An 18,680-nucleotide genomic window follows, 5' to 3' on the forward strand; every position below is an offset into this window, starting at 1 on the left:
GTTGTAGGTAGAAGAAGATCAAACGGGCGAAGTTCCCAGCGCGGGATGACTGGAGCCTGGGCGGCTGGGAGGAAGCGTTTCGATGATCAACTGTGGGAGCTTGCTCGCGATGGCGGTGTATCAGTCAATGGTGCATGAACTGTCAGACCGCTATCGCGAGCAGGCTCGCTCCCACAGAGGCTTCCCCAGGGCTTGTTCTTGCTGGATCGAGGCGTCTCAGGCCTCAGGCATCTTGCGAAAGCCCACCGCCAAGCGGTTCCAACCATTGATGGCGTTGATCGCCACGGTCAGGTCGACCATTTCCTTGGGGCTGAAATGTTCGCTCAGCAAGGCATAGTCGGCGTCCGGCGCGTGGGTGTCGCTCAGGCGCGTCAAGGCTTCGGTCCAGGCCAGTGCGGCGCGCTCGCGGCCGGTGAAAAATGGCGCTTCACGCCAGGCGGTCACGGCGTACAGACGACGTTCGGTCTCGCCGTCCTTGCGGGCATCGGCGGTGTGCATGTCGATGCAGAAGGCGCAGCCGTTGATCTGTGAGGAACGCAGCTTGACCAGCTCCAGCAGGGACTTCTCCAGGCCCAGGTTCGAGGCGGCGTTTTCCAGGGCCAGCATGGCTTTGAAAGCGTCGGGGGAAGCGGTGTAGAAATCGATGCGCGGTTGCATGGTGAACTCCAGGACAGCAATTGGGTGTAGCGCTACGTTAGCGGTGCAGGGGCGCGGTACAAATAGCCAATTGTTGGGAAGTTCGGGTGGCCAATGAAGGCTGCGGCTCAACCTGGAAATGGACGCAAGCCTTTGTGGCGAGGGAGCTTGCTCCCGCTCGGCTGCGCAGCAGTCGTAAACCGGCCGGTGCGGTGTGCCTGGTGTATCGCATTCGGCGGGTTTTGGGGCCGCTTCGCGACCCAGCGGGAGCAAGCTCCCTCGCCACAGGGGACCGTGGAGACTTCGAGATAGAGGTCAGGCCCGGCTACGCAACCACTGCAAAAAACGCTTCTTGACGATCGGCTTGGGGGCTTCGCGGGTCAGGTTCTGGGCCAGGTGCATGCGTACGTCCAGCAGGTTTTTCATCGCGTCGTTGATGTCGCGACGGGCCTCGAGGCACGGCTTGAGGTAGCTGTTCTCGATGCGGTAAAGGGTGCAGAAGGTCTTGGCGTTAAAATTAGCCAGCGCCGCCTGCTCGGCGACGATCCCGGCTTCGCCGATTACCTCCCCCGGCCCCATGCGTCCGCCCTCGAGTGGCTGGCCGTTGCGCAGGAGGGTCACGCTGACCACCCCGGATTCTATGATGAACAGATGATCGCTGACCTCTCCCGCCGCCAGGATCACATCGCCGGCGCGGAAGCTTTGTAATGTCATGTTCTGGCTGAAAACATCTTTTTCGTCCGGGCGTAGCGTCGAAAAAATGCTCGAGCTTTCCAGCAGCGCCCGAGGGCGCGACACGCCGATGGAGGCAGTGCTTTCGCTGGTGGACAACAGACTCACGCCCGACGCTTGCAAATGCCGGAACGCCAGGTCGAACAGTTGATTGCGCACCTCCCGTTTCTGCCCCATCGACGCCACGAATCCGCTGATCTCGTATTCCGCCCCGCCGCTACCGGTGCTTTTGAGCGTGACACAAGGCGCCGGAGTGGCAAGCAGCGCACGGCAACCGATCATTGCCCGCTCCAACGCGTCGATCACTTTTTGCGGACGCGCATGGGGGCTGACCTGGAGACTGATGGCCAAGCCATGCATGTCGCTGGGTCGGCTGAAGTTGACGATCTTGGCTTTCGCCGCCAGCGAGTTGGGGATCACCGCCATGCTGCCCTGGGAAGTCTGCAATCGCGTGGCACGCCAGTCGATGTCGGTGACCCGGCCTTCGGTGCCATCGATGGAAATCCAGTCATCGACTTGGTAGGGCTTGGTGGTATTGAGCACGATCCCGGAAAACACGTCGCTGAGTGTGCTCTGCAAGGCCAGGCCAACGATGATCGCCATTGCGCCGGACGTCGCCAGCACGCCCTTGACCGGCAGATCCAGCACATAGGCAAGTGCCGCGATGACGGCGATGAGGAAAATCACCGCGCCGAGCAAATCCTGCAACAAGCGCCCGGTGTGGCCGACCCGTTGCATCAACGCCGCCACGATCAGCACCGTCAGGGTTCGCGCGGCGAACAGCCACCAGGTGATCTGCAAACCGGTCGCCGCCAGGTGCCGAGGCACATCGTCGACCCACTGCGCCGGCACCATGGGGTTGAGGCCTTCGTTGAACAGCAGCACGCTGAACAGCGAAAAAATCACCAGCCTTGCGCCGACTTTCCAATAGATCCGATCCGCACTGACCAAGTGCCACATCAACAGGTCGAGCATCAGCAGCGCCAGGGCACAGAGCAGCGGGTGCTCGGAGATCAGAAACAGCATCGGAACAGCTCCAGGAGGGCGATTGGCGAAGATTGGCACAGATTGAAGACGCTGTAGAGATCACACTCAAGTCCTGTGGGAGCGAGCTTGCTCGCGATAGCGGTGTACCTGCCAATCATTCATCGACTATCAGGTCGCTATCGCGAGCGAGCTCGCTCCCACACAAGCTCGCTCTCACAATGGAGTCAGGGTGGCTGTGGTTTTTGCGTTCAGTCTTGCATCCGGCCAAAGCGTCCGGAATGGAAGTCCTCGAAGGCCTGGTGAATATCCTGTTCACTGTTCATCACGAACGGACCATGGCCGACGATGGGCTCGTCGATCGGCTCGCCACTGAGCAGCAGCACCACCGCGTCGTTATTGGCTTGCAGGCTTAATTGGTCGCCGGCCCGGTCGAACAGGGCCATCTGTCCGGCCTCGATCCGTTCGCGGCCATTGGCCTGGACCGAGCCCCGCAGCACCACCAAGGCGGTGTTGTGCCCTTCGTGCAGGTCAAGGGTCAGGTTCTTATCGGCATTCAAGCGAATGTCCCAGACGTCGATGGGCGTGAAGGTTCGCGCCGGGCCTTGATGTCCTTCGAAGCGCCCGGCGATCAGGCGCAGGTTGCCGGCGTTGTCTTTCAGCGCAATGTTCGGAATATCGCCCTTGAGGATCGTCTGGTAGCCGGCGGGGGCCATCTTGTCCTTGGCGGGCAGGTTGACCCACAGCTGGACCATTTCCATGAAGCCGCCCTGCCGCGCAAAGGCTTCGGAGTGGAACTCTTCGTGGATGATGCCGGAAGCGGCAGTCATCCATTGCACGTCGCCGGGGCCGATCTTGCCACCGCTGCCGGTGGAATCACGGTGCTCCAGTTCGCCCTGGTAGACGATGGTCACGGTTTCGAACCCACGATGCGGGTGCTGGCCGACGCCACGCCGCTCGGTGGTGGGCGTGAATTCGGTGGGGGCGGCGTGGTCCAGCAGCAGGAACGGGCTGATGTGCTTGCCCAGGTTGTCGTAGGAAAACAGCGTGCGCACCTGGAAGCCATCGCCGACCCAATGGGGCCGCGGGCTGGTGTAGAGGCCGATGATGTTTTTCATGCCGTGTCTCCAAATCAGGTGTTGCAACTCGATGGAGATAGCTTAAAACCGACACCCTTGAAGCACTAGATGGCAAAAACCGGCTTTAGCGTTCCATTTAGAGAACGACCAATAAAACCCTGTGGGAGCGCGCTTGCTCGCGATAGCGGTCTGTCAGTCAATGATGCATTGACGGATAGGACGCTATCGCGAGCAAGCTCGCTCCCACAGGGTTTGGGTTCAGTCCATTTAGAGGTGATTGCGCTTGGCAAACTCCGACAGCCCCACCAGGGATTGCAAGCCGAGTTTTTCCAATAGGCGGCTCTTGTAGGTGCTGACGGTTTTCGGGCTCAGGAACAGGCTTTGCGCGATGTCCTTGCCACGCATGCCCATGGACAGCATCCGCAAGATGGACAGCTCGCGGGTGGAGAGGCTTTCCAAGGCCTGCTGCTCGCTGCGTTGCAGGAAATCCAGCCGGACAGGCATCTGTGGGAAATAGGCATAACCGGATTTCAGCGCCTGGATGGCCTTGGTCAGCTCCTTCAGGTCGCTTTTCTTGGTCACAAAACCCCGAGCGCCGGCCGAGATGCAGCGGTTGCAGAAGTGCTGTGCATCCTGGGAGGTGAACACCAACACGCTGCATTCAGGAAACTGGGCCATGATCCAGCCCAGCAGGTCCAAGCCATCGAAACCGTTCATCACCAGGTCCAGGATCACCAGGTCTGGCGCACGTTCCTTGATGAGGGCCCTGGCATCGGCCGCGCCGCTGGCGTCCCGGATGTGGGTGAACGCCTCACTCTGGCATATGAGCTTCAGCGCCCCTCGTATGACAGGGTGGTCATCCACGATCAACACGTCTTTCAAGGCAACTCCCCAAAACAATACAAACGGCACCGGCGCCATGACCGCACCGGACTCTTTTTGCACAAGTGCCAGGCCTTGCCACCTGTCAGACCTGACAGTGCCGACCAACGGTCGGGTTCAGTGTCCATGACCCTGCCTGAGGGCGCGCGCCCACGCCTGCAACGGCTCAGGGACCTGAGGATCAACCCGCTCCATCAAACGCCGCAGCGAAGCGAGGTCCGGCAGTGGCGCCGGGCTCAGATGCAGGTTCGATCGACGCGCGACAAGCGCCGGCGACTGACTGGCCGGTTGCGCGTTGTAAAGCATCCCGTGGCGAACCTGTGGGTTATAGACAACAAAATCGTGCAAATCCAGCGCCTCGCCTGCCAACTGCGCGTTGACGACAATCAGGTCGAACGGCTCGCTGCCGTACTCCACCAGCGTCAGCAACTCTTGCAAATGGCTCACGGGGACAATCCGGAAGTAGCCTTGTTGATTGAACAGACGCTCCAGCACGATTCGATGGGTGTGTTGAGTGTCGGCAATCAGGATACGAAGTGCTTTGTTCGGCATGGCAAGCTTTCCAATAGCAACGCGCCAGGTAGGCACCGGCTCAAGAACATTAAGGGCGCTCAGGCTAGAGGAAGTGTTTGAAGGGCGATGTAGGACTATTCCTAAAATGAAGCCAGACGAAGCCCTTGTGGCGAAGGCATTTATCTTTTTGCTCGAATTCTGTAGGAGCTGGCGAAGCCTGCGATCTTTGACCTTTCGCTTGGGATTCAAGTGTCTGGGGAAAGATCGCAGCCTCGTTGCACTCGTCAGCTCCTACGGCTCCTACAGTTCCTACTTGGTTCCAACCCCTTCCATGTAGGTTTTCAGTTGTTCGGCCAGATGGTCGATGGCTTGGCGTAGGTTTTCCACGGCTTCGGTGAGTAGCGACACGTTGCCTTCTCGGCAAGCCTCTTCCAGCGCCTCGCAGGCAGCAATCAGGCGTTGCGCCTGGATGATCCGCGCCCCGCCCTTGATCCGGTGCGCCAGGTCCGCCAGGCCCGGCAAGTCTTGTCGGGTGGCCAAGTGCAGCAGTCGGACTTGATCTTCGACATTGCTGCTGACCAGTTCTTCCAGCAACGCCTTGATGGCCGTCACGTCACCGCCGGTCAGTTGTTCCAGGCCGGTCAGGTCGATGCCATCGCTGGGCCGGGGCGCCAGCGCATCCGGCGTGACCGAGGCCAGGTGCGCATTGAGTGCCTTGAGGCCGATGGGCTTGAACAGGCAATCGTCCATCCCGGCTTCGGCGCAGCGCTGCTTTTCCTCAGGCTGGGCGTTGGCCGTGAACCCCAGGATCACCACCGGCGACAGGTTGCGCTCGCGCTCTTCGTCGCGAATAGCCCGGGCCAGTTCGTAGCCGCTCATCAAGGGCATGTTGCAGTCGGTGATGACCACATCGAAATGTTCGCTGCGCCAAGCCTGCAGGCCGTCGATACCGTTCTGTGCCTCCTGGACACGATGGCCCAGGTAGCCCAGTTGCTGAGACAGCAGCAAGCGGTTGGCCGGGTAGTCGTCGACCACCAGGATACTCAGCGCCCGGACCGGCAGCGGCGCCTCGTCCTGGCTGGGCGGCAGCGTCGACAGCGCGTCGAGTATCGGCAAGTCCAGCAAGACTTCGACCTGCGTGCCCTTCCCTGGCACGCTGTGTAATGCCAGGGTGCCGCCCATCATCTCGCATAACGTGCGGCTGATGACCAACCCCAACCCGGAACCGCTGCGGGCCGACTGGGGGTGATGGCCGGCCTGGGTAAAGGGGCTGAACAGGCGGCGCTGGTCCTCGGGGGAAATACCGCAACCGGTGTCCTCGACCCGCAGGCAAATGCCCAAGTGTTTGTGCTCAGGGTTCAACTCGCCGCGCACACTCAGGCGCACTTCGCCCTGGTCGGTGAACTTGATGGCGTTGCTCAGCAGGTTCGAGACGACCTGCTTGAAGCGCAACGGATCGACCAACACGTCGCAATCGACCGTAGCATCCAGTACCCAGTGCAAACGCAAGTGTTTCTGCCAGGCCAGGCCCTCGAAGATCCGCGCCACCGACTCGATCAACCCCCTTAGATTGGCCCGTTGCGGCGCCAGCGACAGCTTGCCCGACTCGATGCGGGCGATGTCGAGGATGTCGCCGATCAAGTCCAGCATGCCATGGGCGGCGCCCGACGCGACTTCGATGGCGAAGCGGTCCACGATGCCCTGGTCGGCTTTTTTCATGGCCAGCTCCAACAGGCCGATCACCGCATTCATCGGCGTGCGGATTTCATGGCTCATGGTCGCCACGAAGGTGGTCTTGGCCCGATTGGCCTCGTCGGCGCTTTCCTTGGCCACACGCAACTGTTCCAGCAGCCGCCGCAGATAAACGCCCCAGCCCAAGGCCACCAGCAACAGCAGCGCAGCCACGGCAAAACCCTGGAGAATCGTGGTGCGGTTGCGCAGCCAATAACTGTTGTCGATCACCACTTCACTGCGCCAGCGGTTGGTCAGCTCGTCCATTTCCTCGGGCGAAATGCTCAACAGCGCCTTGTCCAGGATCGAATGAAGCGCCAAGGCGTCCGGGTTCGTCGCCAGCGCAACGTACGCGGGCAAGGTGCCCACGGTGCTGGTGACTTGCAGGGTGTCGCGGTACTGGCGGGAGATCATGTAGCGGGCACTGATCAGTGGATTGATCGCCGCGTCCGCCGTGCCGGCGGCGACCATGGCCATGGCGTCGGCCGCGTTCTGCGCCGCCACCAATTGCACCCGTGGGAACTGCTCCAGCAGCAACTCCCGCAGCACGTTGCCACGCACCAGCGCCAGGCGCTTGCCGGCCATGTGGTCCAGGGTCAGCGCCTTGGCCCTGAGCGGCACCACCAATACGAACGGGTTCGCCAGGTAGGGTCGGGTAAAACGCAGCTCGTCTTCGAGTTCGGCGCTGGGGATGGCGGTGGCCAAGACATCGGCCTTGCCGCTCTTGATCTGGCCGATCAAATCGTCAACCGAATCGCCCCGCTGCACATCGAATTTCAAACCGGTGCGCAAGCTGATCCGGGCCAGCACATCGGCGCCGATGCCGCGCAAATGGCCTTGCTCGTCGAAGAACGTCAGCGGCAGGAAGTTTTCGTTGACCGCCACCTTGATCCGCGGATGAGCGTCCAACCAACGCTGTTCCTTGACGCTGAAATGCAAGGCCTGCTGCCCCGGCATGCTCGCCCCGCCGGCGCTCCAGCGCCGCAGGATGGTCATGCGTTCGCTGGCAGGAATGGCTTGCAGCGCGGCGTTGACGATGCGCAGCATCCGCGCATTGTCGCGGCTGACCGCAAAGGCGAACGGCTGCACCTCCAGGCGCGAGAAATCGGCCAGTTGGACGTTGTTCAGGTAATTCTTGCTGATGAGGTAATTGGAACTGATCGAGTCTCCCAGGTAGACGTCGGCCTGACCGAACGCCACGGCTCCGATGGCGCTCAAGGTCGAGGGAAACAATTGAAAGGCAGCGTCGGGATAAAACGCCTCGACCGTCTCCGGCGGCAAGTAGTGATAGAGCATCGCCACGCGCTTGCCGGCCAGGTCCGTGGGCAAATCCTGGCTGTCGTCGATGCGGGCCACGAGGGTGGGCAAGTCATCGGCATAGGCCTGGGACATTGCCAGGTCCGGATCGGCGGCTTCGAAGCCATTGGCGGTGCCGAGCAGGTCGATCTCACCGCCACGCAGGGCCTGGAGCGATTCGGCACGGGACGGGTAGCGCTGGACCTGCACCTTGATGTGCAGGAGTTGCCCCAGCAATTGTGCGTAGTCCGCAGTCAGGCCTTCGTAGTCGAGGCCATTGCCGGTGATGCTGAAAGGCGCATAGTCCGGCGCCGAGGCGCCCAGCAGCAACGTGCCCTTCTGGCGCAACCAGCCCCAGTCGGCGGCGTCGAGGGACACCGAATAATCATCCACATGGGAGCGCCCGAGCACCTGCAACGACTCAGGCGCCGCGCCCACCTGTGGCGCCATACCCAATGAGCCCAGCAGCAGCGCCACCAGGCCCGTGCGTAGAAGGAGCTTCATCTGTTCGAGGTGTTTCGCGTGGCGTAGTCGGCCCGGAAACCACCGACTTCAGTCAGGGTGACCGGTTGGGGGTTCAGACTGCCAATACGAGGGAACAGCGAACCGTCGATGCGCCTGTCGAACAGACGCATGACATGAGTGTAGGAAGTTTCTGAAGAATTTCCTGCGAGTGCCTTGAGGCAATTACCAGGACCCAGACCTGTGGGAGCGAGCTTGCTCGCGATGGCGTCGTGTCAGTCACATCAATGCCGACTGAACCGACGCAATCGCGAGCAAGCTCGCTCCCACAAGGGGGGCGTTGGCTGATGGATTTCTTGCGAGTGACCTGAGCGCTCCCACAAAAGGGTGGGGTTGGCTGTAGATTTCCTGCAGTGACTTGATACCTGTGGGCCTACACAGCGGCGAGCAACCGATCGCGCACCGGACGCGCCTGCCCACGATTGTTCCCATGTTCATACAGCGAGCCGGCAATTTCATCGGCACGCACCGGCAGGATCGATAACAGGGTGTCGCTCAGGCCATGGCTGGCCTGGCAGAAGCCCTGCATGTAGATCGCCGCCTTGCAGCGCTCGTCGGTGATCAACTTGTAGTTGCGATCCACCTCGAAATCCCCCAGGTACTGCGCCAGTGGCTCCAGCAGGGTGCGGTGCATCTGCCGCTCGTAACCGGTGGCCAAGACCACGGCGTCATAACGGCGCACCGTCAGCTCGCCCGTGGCGTTGTTGCGCACCGCCAGTTCCACGCCCGCGTCGGTGGCCGTGGCTTTCTCAATTGTGGTGAGGGTGCGGAACGCATGACGGGCGATGCCGGAGACTTTCTGACGGTAAAAAATCCCGTAGATGCGTTCGATCAGGTCGATGTCCACCACCGAATAGTTGGTGTTGTGGTACTCGTTGACCAACCGCTCGCGCTCGCTGTGGGGTTGCTGGAACACCAGGTCGGTGAATTCCGGAGAGAACACTTCGTTGACGAACGGGCTGTCATCCGCCGGTTTGAGGGCCGAGCCGCGCAGGATCATGTCGACCTGTACCGAAGGGAAGCTGTCGTTGAGGTCGATAAAGGCCTCCGCCGCGCTCTGCCCGCCGCCGATGATGGCGATGTTCATCGGCTGGCCCTTCACGCACGGCTGGCTCGCCATGCGCTCCAGGTACTGGGAGTGGTGGAACACCCGCGCATCATCCCTGAACGCCTTGAACGCCTCGGGGATGCGCGCGGTGCCGCCGGCACTGACCACCAGAGAGCGGGTGGTGCGGATCAACTCTTCGCCCTGGACATCGCGGGAAATCACCCGCAGCGCTTCGACCTGTTGGTTATGCAGCACCGGTTCGATGCGCAGCACTTCCTCGCCATAACGGCTCTGCTCGGTGAAGTGTCCGGCCACCCAGCGCAGGTAGTCATTGAACTCCATGCGGCACGGGTAGAAGGTGCCAAGGTTGATGAAATCCACCAGGCGGCCGTGGTGCTTGAGGTAATTGACGAACGAATACGGGCTGGTGGGGTTGCGCAGGGTCACCAGGTCCTTGAGGAAGGAAATCTGCAACTCGCTCTGGGTCACCAGGGTGTTGCCGTGCCAGCGGTAGTCGGCCTGCTTGTCGAGGAACAACACGTCCAGTTCACCCTGGGCCGGCCCCCGCTCCTGCAGCGCGATGGCCAGCGCCAGGTTCGAGGGGCCGAAGCCAATGCCGATCAAGTCGTGAACGATGGGCGATGCAATTGCCTGTGTCATGTCCAGTGTCCTCTGGAAAAGCCCCTCAACAGGGCACGAAAAGCCTGGGGAACCTGACCGGCGTTCGAGGCGCCGGCAAGTCGTCTGTTGAGAGGAACGAGGACAATGAAAAAAAATTTACCGCCGGGTGACCGGTGACGATCGAATCAGGGCGCGTCCCACTGTCGCACGCGAACGCGGCAGTGCTTCATGGCGTTGACGATGTGTTTTTCCACCAGCGCCCGGGAAATGCCCAGGCGCTCGGCGATCTGCGGATGGGACAGGCCTTCGAGCTTGCGTAGCAGGAAACTCTCGCGACACAGCGGCGGCAGCTCGGCCAGGGCACGCTGCAGCATGTCCAGGCGCTGGCCATGGTCGAAGCTGATATGGGGCGATGGGGTGAAGAAGCGTTCTTCACTGTCCAGCACATCCAGGGATTCGACCTGACGCAGGGTATTGCGCCGATGCCCGTCGATCACCAGGTTCAGCGCCGTGCGGTAGAGGAACGCCCGCGGCTGTTCGATGGGCGTGTCGCTGGCACGCTCCAGCACCCGCACATAAGCGTCATGCACCACATCCTCGGCCGCCTGGCGGTTGCCTAGCCTGGCGTTCAGGAAACACACCAGCTCGCGATAGTAGTTTTCCAACATGACTCCCGTGCGCAATGACTGCGACAGCTATCCTTGTGCCACCCGGCATGCCTGAAAAGGGCATGGCACGATAGTGGCAGATTCAATCGCGTAATTTATAGTAATTCTCATATAGATTTAAAGCGTTGGTTTGTATCAAGGCTGATTCGTTTACTTCAACTGCCGCCAGGTATTGCTTTTGTGGCGAGGGAGCTTACTCCCGCTGGCCTGCGCAGCAGGCCCAAGGCAGGTAACACCATTGAATCTGACATAACCGGGATTCAGGTTTTAGGGCCGCTTCGCGCCCCAGCGGGAGCAAGCTCCCTCGCCACAGGGGCTGTGGCGCTGCGATTGATTTTTTCCAACCTGCTACCAAGTGTTTCACACCAGTAAATTCCCGCCCGGAACGCTCGTCTACCAGAACAGCCTCCCGTCCCGGCCCTCCGTGCGACGGGCCCGATATCACCGGCCGGAACCCTGCATGAAACGTCCCCGCCCTACCCGACGCGCCTGGCTTCTCACCTTCGCCCTGCTTCCGGCCGTGGCCTTCGCCGCGTGGCAAGCGGTCGCGCCAAGTCGTGAGCCCCTGGCCACTGCCCCCGTCACCCGGGGCGATATCGAAAGCAGCGTCACCGCCCTGGGCACCTTGCAACCGCGGCGTTATGTCGACGTCGGCGCCCAGGCGTCCGGGCAGATCCAGAAGATTCACGTGGAAGCCGGCGACGAGGTCCGTGAAGGCCAGTTGCTGGTGGAAATCGACCCGTCCACGCAAAAAGCCAAGCTTGATGCCGGGCGCTTTTCCATCGAAAACCTCAAGGCCCAGCTTCAGGAGCAACGTGCCCAGCACGACCTGGCGCAACAGAAATTCCGTCGCCAGCAGCAACTCAAGGCCGGTGGCGCCACCCGCGAGGAAGACGTGCAGACCGCCCAGGCCGAAGTGCGCGCGACCCAGGCACGCATCGACATGTTCCAGGCCCAGATTCGCCAGGCCCAGGCCAGCCTGCGCAGCGACGAGGCCGAGTTGGGCTACACACGCATCTATGCGCCGATGAGCGGCACCGTGGTCGCCGTCGGCGCCCGGGAAGGCCAGACCCTCAACGCCCAGCAGCAGACGCCGTTGATCCTGCGCATCGCCCGACTGTCGCCGATGACGGTCTGGGCCGAAGTGTCGGAAGCCGATATTGGCCACGTCAAGCCGGGCATGACCGCTTACTTCACCACCCTGGCCGGCGGCAACCGGCGCTGGAGCAGCACCGTGCGCCAGATCCTCCCGGTGCCGCCGCGCCCGCTGGAAGCCAGCCAGGGCGGCAGCCCCACCGGTGGCCGCAGCGGCAGCGAACGGGTGGTGCTCTACACCGTGTTGCTGGACGTGGACAACGCCGACCGCGCCTTGATGACCGACATGACCGCCCAGGTGTTTTTCGTTGCCGCCCAAGCCAAGGACGTGCTGACCGTGCCCATCGCTGCCCTACAGGACTCCAATCAGGTGCAGGTGCTGGCCGACAATGGCGATGTCCAGCCGCGCACCGTTCGCACGGGCGTCAGTGATCGCCTGCGCACGCAGATTCTCGACGGCCTGAGCGAAGGCGACCGGGTGCTGATCGGCTCGGCCAGCGGCAGCGGAGGCTGAATGAACACGCCCCTGATCGAACTGCGGGACATTCGCAAGGCCTACGGCGGCGGCGACAGCCCTCGGGTGGAGGTGCTGCGCGGCATCGACTTGGCCATTCACGCCGGGGAGTTCCTGGCGATTGTCGGGGCGTCCGGCTCCGGTAAATCCACCTTGATGAACATCCTTGGCTGCCTCGACCGCCCCACCTGCGGCGAGTACCGTTTCGCGGGCGAAGACGTCGCCAATCTGGGCAGCGATGAATTGGCCTGGCTGCGGCGCGAAGCGTTCGGTTTCGTGTTCCAGGGCTATCACCTGATTCCCTCCGGCACCGCCCAGGAAAACGTCGAGATGCCGGCGATCTATGCCGGCACTTCCGCCGCCGAGCGCCACGCCCGGGCCAGCGCCCTGCTTGACCGCCTCGGCCTGGCCAGCCGCACCGGCAACCGCCCCCATCAACTCTCCGGCGGGCAGCAGCAACGGGTGTCGATTGCCCGGGCCTTGATGAACGGTGGCCACATCATCCTCGCCGACGAGCCCACCGGCGCCCTCGACAGCCAGAGCGGCATCGAGGTCATGGCCTTGCTCGACGAACTGGCGAGCCAGGGCCACGTGGTGATCCTGATCACCCACGACCGCGAAGTGGCGGCCCGGGCCAAGCGCATCATCGAAATTCGCGATGGGCTGATCATCAGCGACAGCGCCACCGCTTTGCCGCACGAGGTGCACGCCAACCCAAAGGCATTGCAAGCCGTGGACCTGCGCCAGCGCCTGAGTGCCGGCAGCGAACACAACGGTGCCTGGAAAGGCGAATTGGTGGACGCGGTGCAAGCGGCGTGGCGGGTGATGTGGATCAACCGCTTTCGCACCGCCCTGACCTTGCTTGGCATTGTCATCGGCGTGGCCTCGGTGGTGGTGATGCTGGCCGTGGGCGAAGGCAGCAAGCGCCAGGTCATGGCGCAGATGGGCGCCTTCGGCTCGAACATCATCTACCTCAACGGCAGCGCGCCCTCGCCGCGCGCCACCAAGGGCATCATCAGCGAATACGACCTGGCTGCCCTCGCCGCCCTGCCCGAGGTGCAGCGCATCATGCCGGTCAACGGCGCCGAAGCCAGCGTGCGTTTCGGCAACCTCGACCACACCAGCTACGTCGGCGGCAACGACACCAACTTCCCGATCATCTTCAATTGGCCAGTGGCCGAGGGCAGCTACTTTACCGATGCCGACGAACGCGGCGCCGCGGCGGTGGCGGTGGTCGGCCACAAGGTCCGGGAGAAACTGCTCAAGGACGTCGCCGACCCCATCGGCCGTTACATCCTGATCGAGAACATGCCATTCCAGGTAGTCGGCGTACTGGCGGAAAAAGGCGCCAGCTCCGGGGATTCGGACGCCGACAATCGCGTCGCCATCCCATACTCCGCCGCCAGCGTGCGGCTGTTCGGCACCCGCCATCCCGAATACGTGGTGATCGCCGCCCGGGACGCCGGCAAGGTCCAGGAGGCCGAGCAAGCCGTTTCCCGGACGCTGTTGCGCCTGCACGACGGCAAGCAGGATTTCGAGCTGACCAACAACGCCGCGATGATCCAGGCCGAAGCCCGCACCCAAGGCACGCTGTCGCTGATGCTCGGCGCTATCGCGGCTATTTCGCTGTTGGTGGGCGGCATCGGCGTGATGAACATCATGCTCATGACCGTGCGCGAACGCACTCGCGAGATCGGTATCCGCATGGCCACCGGCGCCCGTCAACGGGACATCCTGCGCCAATTCCTCACCGAAGCGGTGATGCTCTCGGTGGTCGGCGGGTTCGCCGGTATCGGCCTGGCCCTGCTGGTGGGTGGCGCCCTGTTGCTGGGCAAGATCGCCGTGGCCTTCGAATGGCTGGCGGTGTTCGGCGCCTTTGGCTGCGCCCTGGTCACCGGCGTTGTCTTCGGCTTCATGCCTGCCCGCAAGGCCGCCCGCCTCGACCCGGTCGCGGCCCTCACCAGTGAATGAACCCCACTTTATGAAAGCGCACCTGACCCTCCTGGCCGCCAGCCTGTTGCTGGCGGCCTGCGCCACCCCATTATCGACGCCGGACAGCGGCATTCAACCGCCCCAGGCTTGGCAGAACCTCGATACACCCAGCGCCCAAGCGATAAACCTGCAATGGTGGACGCACTTCGGCAGCCCGCAATTGAATCGCTTGATCGAGCAGGCGCGCCTGGACAGCCACGACCTGGCCGCCGCCATGGCCCGGGTGCGCCAGGCCGAGGCCAGCGCCGTGATCGCCGGCGCGCCATTGCTGCCAGCGGTCACGGCGGGGCTCAACGGCAATCGCCAGGAATTGTTGCGCGGCAGAGGCTACAGCCAGTTGGACGTGGATCGAAACAACCGGACCATCGACTACTACGACGCCAATCTCAGCGCCACCTATGAGCTGGACTTCTGGGGCGGCAAACGGGCGGCCCGGGACAGTGCATTAAAGACGTTGTCGGCCAGCCAGTTCGACCGCGCAACCGTTGAGTTGACCCTGCTCAGCGGCGTCGCCAACAGCTACACCCAGGCGTTGTCCCTGCGCGAGCAACAGCGCATTGCCGAACAAAACCTGGACAACGCCCAGCGTGTGCTCGATCTGGTGCAGACCCGCTACGACGCCGGCAGCGCCACGGCCCTGGAACTGTCCCAGCAAAAAAGCCTGGTAGCGGCCCAGCAACGCCGCGTGCCGCAAGTGCAACAACAAGCCCGCGAAGCGTTGATCACCCTGGCGACGCTGCTGGGGCAACCGGTGCAGTCGGTCAGGCTCGACGACGACAGTTTCGACCGCCTGCATTGGCCCGCCATCGACGCCGGCGTGCCCAGCGAACTGCTGCGCCGCCGCCCCGACATCGCCGCCGCCGAAGCCCGCCTCGCCGCCGCCCAGGCCGACATTGCCGTGGCCCGCGCCGCCATGCTGCCCACCATGACCCTGGGCCTGAGCCTCGCCGCCGGCGCCGACATCGCCGACCAGTTGCTACGCAACAACGTCTACAACCTCACCGCTGGCCTGGCCGCGCCGATCTTCAACAACGGCCGCCTGAAGGCCGAACGGGACAAAGCCAGCGCCCGCCAGGAGGAACTGCTGGAGCTCTATCGCGCCGCCATCATCAACGGCTTCGCCGACGTCGAAAAAGCCCTGAACGGCATCCACGGCCTCGACCGCCAACGGCAATGGCAAAGCGAAGAACTGCACCAGGCCCAGACCGCCTTCGACATCGCCCAACGCCGCTACCAGGCCGGCGCCGAAGATTTGCTCACGGTACTGGAAACCCAACGCACGTTGTACGCCGCCCAGGACATGAACGTGCAATTGCGATTGGCGCGGGTGCAGGCGAGCGTGGCGTTGTACAAGGCGTTGGGTGGGGGTTGGCGGGTGATGTAGGCCCCAAACACACCTTCAAAACCAGTGTGGCTAAGGTTATCCCCTGTGGCGAGGGAGCTTGCTCCCGCTGGGCTGCGCAGCAGCCCCAATGGCCAGCACCTCGGTGGGTCAGGTGTTTTGGGGTGACTGGCTTTGGGGGCCGCTTCGCAGCCCAGCGGGAGCAAGCTCCCTCGCCACGGATAAGTCCCAAGCTTCATAAACGGTGTTCGCCTTGGGCTCTGTTTATCGGGCCATGTAGGACTCCCGAGCGAGGCTACGTTGCCTTGCGTCATTGCCTACAACTACGCCAGAATCCGCCGGCTTGTGCGCCTAACCTCCCATCGATAACTTGTTCCCTGTCACTGCCCATCAGTGATCGGGTCTGCAAGCCCGACGAAATACCAGGCGCATAGCCACAAGCCAATCGACACATCCGTGTCGCTCAATGGCGGCTGTGTGCGGGAGACCTTCGGGTCTGCCGGGTTCCTGGTTTCCCGGTCTTGCAGACCCGCGCATAGCTGCCACCCATCATCTGCAAGTGATGTCTGGCAACGCCTTGTAAATAACCAGGAGCTGCACCATGTTCAAGATCACCCCCAACCCTCCCGCAGACGATTCCAAGAAACTCGACGAAGCCGCCGACCGCGCCCTCGCCTACTACCTCGACCCCAAGCCTGAAACACCCAAGCCACCACCGGACCAGTTGTTCACCGTTGCAGAGAGTGCGGACCTGGAATGCCTGCTGGCCAACCTCAGCGAAACCCTCGCCTCGGTCAACGTCATGGCCAACGAACTGGCCTTTGATCTGGAAGGCGCACGGCGAAGTTTTGCCTTGGCGATCCAGCAGATGGTCGAGCTGAGTGAGCTGCTGGCGAACCGCGCCCTGGACATCGCCGCGCCGCGATAAAACCTTCACAACAAATCTCAAGCCAAGTGACACCTGTGGCGAGGGAGCTTGCTCCCGCTGGGCCGGTCCGACGCCTCGGGCGCAGCAGCCCCCAATGGCAAGCACCTCGGTGGGTCAGATGTTTTTGAGGTGGCTGGTTTTGGGGCCGCTTCGCAGCCCAGCGGGAGCAAGCTCCCTCGCCACAAAAGCAGCCATTCATACAGCCGTGTTCGGTCAGTTCGGGCCAAGGTTCACACCGGCTTGGACTTGAGGTTACGCGCATACCACGGCCGCTGCGGCACGCGGCGGAACAGTTCAGAGAGCTTTTTGTCATCGCTGCCGAAGGTGATGCGCAGGGCCAGCTTCATGGTTTCCGGGTCCATTTCCACCGAGCGTCCAACCTGCAACCCCGGCGTGGTGCTGCACCCGTGGGTGTCCGGGCCGAGCCAGGGGTCGGCGATTTCGACCCAGCGGCCCGGGGCGAACCAGGGCACGCCGTTGACGTCGAGTCGGCTCACTTCCCCCGGATGAAAACGTTCGTGGGCACGGAACCAGTCTTCGAGGCGGTCGTCGATCCAGCCGTGGAAGGCCCAGAACACCGGGCTTACGTGGGAGGAAAACGGGTCCCCGAGAAAGTCGTTTTCCGGGGCGTACCAGCGCGGGGCGAAGTCGTCCGGGTCGCGGGCGAACGGCACCGGGTGGCCGTTGGAAGGGTCACGGGGCACCGAGGCCCAGCGCATGTGCAGCCAGTCGTGCAGGCCCAATTCCACCTCCGAACCGAACTGGCCCAGGGTCAGTTTCGACAGGTAGCGCGGGTCGCGGTAGCGCGATTCCCAGACCTGGAAATTGCTGTGATAAGTCTCGGCGGTCTTGATGTCGCTGACCCACTGGGCGTACTGCTCGTCGCCATCGGCCAGCCAGGTGGGCGGCAAGGCCGTGCCATCGTGGTTGTCGAGGTAGCGGGCGAACCCAAGGCGATCACGCGCAAGCTCCGGTTGCGGCAAGGGGAAGCGCGGCCACGACGGCAGCGGCTGGAACGAACGGGCCGTGCCAAGCATGTGCCGGTGCATGAAAAAGAAATCCACGCCGGAGCCGTTGCGATCCTTGCGCGGGCCACGGGCATCACGTTCCTGGTCCCGTGGCCCGGGCTGCCAGCCGATGCCGCGCAGGGCATTGCGCTTGTCCTCGTCCAGGGTGTGCCATTTGTCCCGCGAGGCGTGCCAGAGCTGGTGGAACAGCCGATGCTCGGGCGACACCAGCCAGGCCAGCAGCGCCGGGCTCAGCGGCGTGCGCTCCCGGGCCTCGGGGAAGCGTTGCTTGATGGCGATGAAATGATTGTCCTGTTCAGGCAGCGCCAGGGAACGGTCCAGGCGCAACACGCGACCGCTGAGGGTGGCGCTGCCGGCATTGCCGAAACCGGCCCAGACTTCGTCCAGGGTCATGATGAATTCATAGTCCGGCGCGTCGTGCTGAGCCCCTGTCAGCCGCCAGCTCAGTTGCTTCGGGTCGGCGCCGGCCAAATCGCCCAACACCCGGTAACGCGGTTCATCGGCGCCACGCAAGCGAACGGCGCTGTCGAGGTAACCCACCAGGCCACGGCCCCTCTGGCCGATGTCGAGGAAGACCTGCAGATCGTCCTGGGGCAAGCCTTCGAGGCCGGCGTCGCGGCCGGTGAAACGGATCGTCCAGATCCCCCGCAACGTATCGGCCCGGCGCTGGCCCGCCACGTCGGCCACGTCGAACGAGGCCTCGCCGGGGGTGATGGTCGGGTCCGGCCGGGTCAGTTCGCGATGCCCGTAATACACCGCAGGCACGGCGGCACCGGTCAGCGCCAGGCCTGCCATGAACCATCGTCGAGAAATCGTCATTGCCTTACCTGTGTTCGCCCTGGGGTGGGCTTTATCCAAGCTAGAACGTTGGGTGGGCGGACAAATTTATAGGGAGCCTTGAAGCCGCTATCGCGAGCAAGCTCGCTCCCACAGGGGATCTGGGTACATTCAGCAGAAACAGGTCAACTGTAAGGCCGCCTCGCGGGCAAGCTTTGCTCCCACAGAGGAATTGGAATGCGGTCACCTGTGGGAGCGAGCTTGCTCGCGATGGCGGCCCCGAGATCACCTA

General features: G+C 62.9%; 13 protein-coding genes. 4 read left to right on the top strand and 9 right to left on the bottom strand.

The genetic code is table 11. From position 1 onward, the window contains the following. Nucleotides 1-216: 216 nt before the first annotated feature. The 8 genes from J3P85_RS20190 to J3P85_RS20225 all read right to left on the bottom strand — a co-directional run bounded on the left by J3P85_RS20190 (nucleotide 217) and on the right by J3P85_RS20225 (nucleotide 10,712). On the bottom strand, nucleotides 217-657 hold the full coding sequence (locus J3P85_RS20190) for a carboxymuconolactone decarboxylase family protein (RefSeq protein ID WP_053123536.1): 441 nt from the start codon (nucleotides 655-657) through the stop codon (nucleotides 217-219). 294 nt (nucleotides 658-951) lie between these two features. After that, complete coding sequence (locus tag J3P85_RS20195) at nucleotides 952-2,394, bottom strand: mechanosensitive ion channel domain-containing protein (RefSeq protein WP_434703183.1); 1,443 nt, start codon at nucleotides 2,392-2,394, stop codon at nucleotides 952-954. 209 nt (nucleotides 2,395-2,603) lie between these two features. After that, nucleotides 2,604-3,470 carry a pirin family protein gene (locus J3P85_RS20200; protein ID WP_434703184.1) on the bottom strand — a complete coding sequence of 289 codons (867 nt, stop codon included), beginning with the start codon at nucleotides 3,468-3,470 and terminating at the stop codon, nucleotides 2,604-2,606. Between the two features lie 228 nt (nucleotides 3,471-3,698). Further along, nucleotides 3,699-4,313: a response regulator gene (locus J3P85_RS20205; RefSeq protein ID WP_434703185.1), complete on the bottom strand. Its 615-nt coding sequence runs from the start codon at nucleotides 4,311-4,313 to the stop codon at nucleotides 3,699-3,701. A 117-nt stretch (nucleotides 4,314-4,430) separates the two neighbouring features. Next, nucleotides 4,431-4,865 (bottom strand): response regulator, encoded by a 435-nt coding sequence (locus J3P85_RS20210; protein ID WP_434703186.1) that lies wholly within the window; start codon nucleotides 4,863-4,865, stop codon nucleotides 4,431-4,433. A gap of 270 nt (nucleotides 4,866-5,135) precedes the next feature. After that, nucleotides 5,136-8,357, bottom strand: a complete 3,222-nt coding sequence (locus J3P85_RS20215; protein WP_434703188.1) for an ATP-binding protein — start codon at nucleotides 8,355-8,357, stop codon at nucleotides 5,136-5,138. Nucleotides 8,358-8,748: 391 nt separating this feature from the next. Beyond that, on the bottom strand, nucleotides 8,749-10,083 hold the full coding sequence (locus J3P85_RS20220; RefSeq protein WP_434703189.1) for a lysine N(6)-hydroxylase/L-ornithine N(5)-oxygenase family protein: 1,335 nt from the start codon (nucleotides 10,081-10,083) through the stop codon (nucleotides 8,749-8,751). A 146-nt stretch (nucleotides 10,084-10,229) separates the two neighbouring features. Then, nucleotides 10,230-10,712 carry a sigma-70 family RNA polymerase sigma factor gene (locus J3P85_RS20225; protein ID WP_186708687.1) on the bottom strand — a complete coding sequence of 161 codons (483 nt, stop codon included), beginning with the start codon at nucleotides 10,710-10,712 and terminating at the stop codon, nucleotides 10,230-10,232. A gap of 460 nt (nucleotides 10,713-11,172) precedes the next feature. On the opposite strand from J3P85_RS20225, the gene J3P85_RS20230 reads away from it, so the two are divergent. From J3P85_RS20230 to J3P85_RS20245, 4 genes are all read left to right on the top strand, one after another. Continuing rightward, nucleotides 11,173-12,321, top strand: a complete 1,149-nt coding sequence (locus J3P85_RS20230; RefSeq protein ID WP_434703190.1) for an efflux RND transporter periplasmic adaptor subunit — start codon at nucleotides 11,173-11,175, stop codon at nucleotides 12,319-12,321. Then, nucleotides 12,322-14,292, top strand: coding sequence for a MacB family efflux pump subunit (locus J3P85_RS20235; protein ID WP_434703191.1), 1,971 nt, complete (start codon nucleotides 12,322-12,324; stop codon nucleotides 14,290-14,292). It abuts the gene before it with no gap. Nucleotides 14,293-14,302: 10 nt separating this feature from the next. Further along, nucleotides 14,303-15,697, top strand: coding sequence for an efflux transporter outer membrane subunit (locus tag J3P85_RS20240; RefSeq protein ID WP_434703192.1), 1,395 nt, complete (start codon nucleotides 14,303-14,305; stop codon nucleotides 15,695-15,697). Nucleotides 15,698-16,256: 559 nt separating this feature from the next. After that, nucleotides 16,257-16,583: a DUF6124 family protein gene (locus tag J3P85_RS20245; protein WP_434703193.1), complete on the top strand. Its 327-nt coding sequence runs from the start codon at nucleotides 16,257-16,259 to the stop codon at nucleotides 16,581-16,583. Nucleotides 16,584-16,813: 230 nt separating this feature from the next. Here the strand turns inward: J3P85_RS20245 and pvdP are convergent, their stop codons facing one another. After that, on the bottom strand, nucleotides 16,814-18,430 hold the full coding sequence (pvdP, locus tag J3P85_RS20250; RefSeq protein WP_434703194.1) for a pyoverdine maturation tyrosinase PvdP: 1,617 nt from the start codon (nucleotides 18,428-18,430) through the stop codon (nucleotides 16,814-16,816). Nucleotides 18,431-18,680: the final 250 nt, after the last annotated feature.

The sequence above is a fragment of the Pseudomonas sp. Z1-12 genome (genome assembly GCF_051132015.1).
In the GTDB taxonomy this organism is placed as follows: Bacteria; Pseudomonadota; Gammaproteobacteria; order Pseudomonadales; family Pseudomonadaceae; genus Aquipseudomonas; species Aquipseudomonas zanjanensis.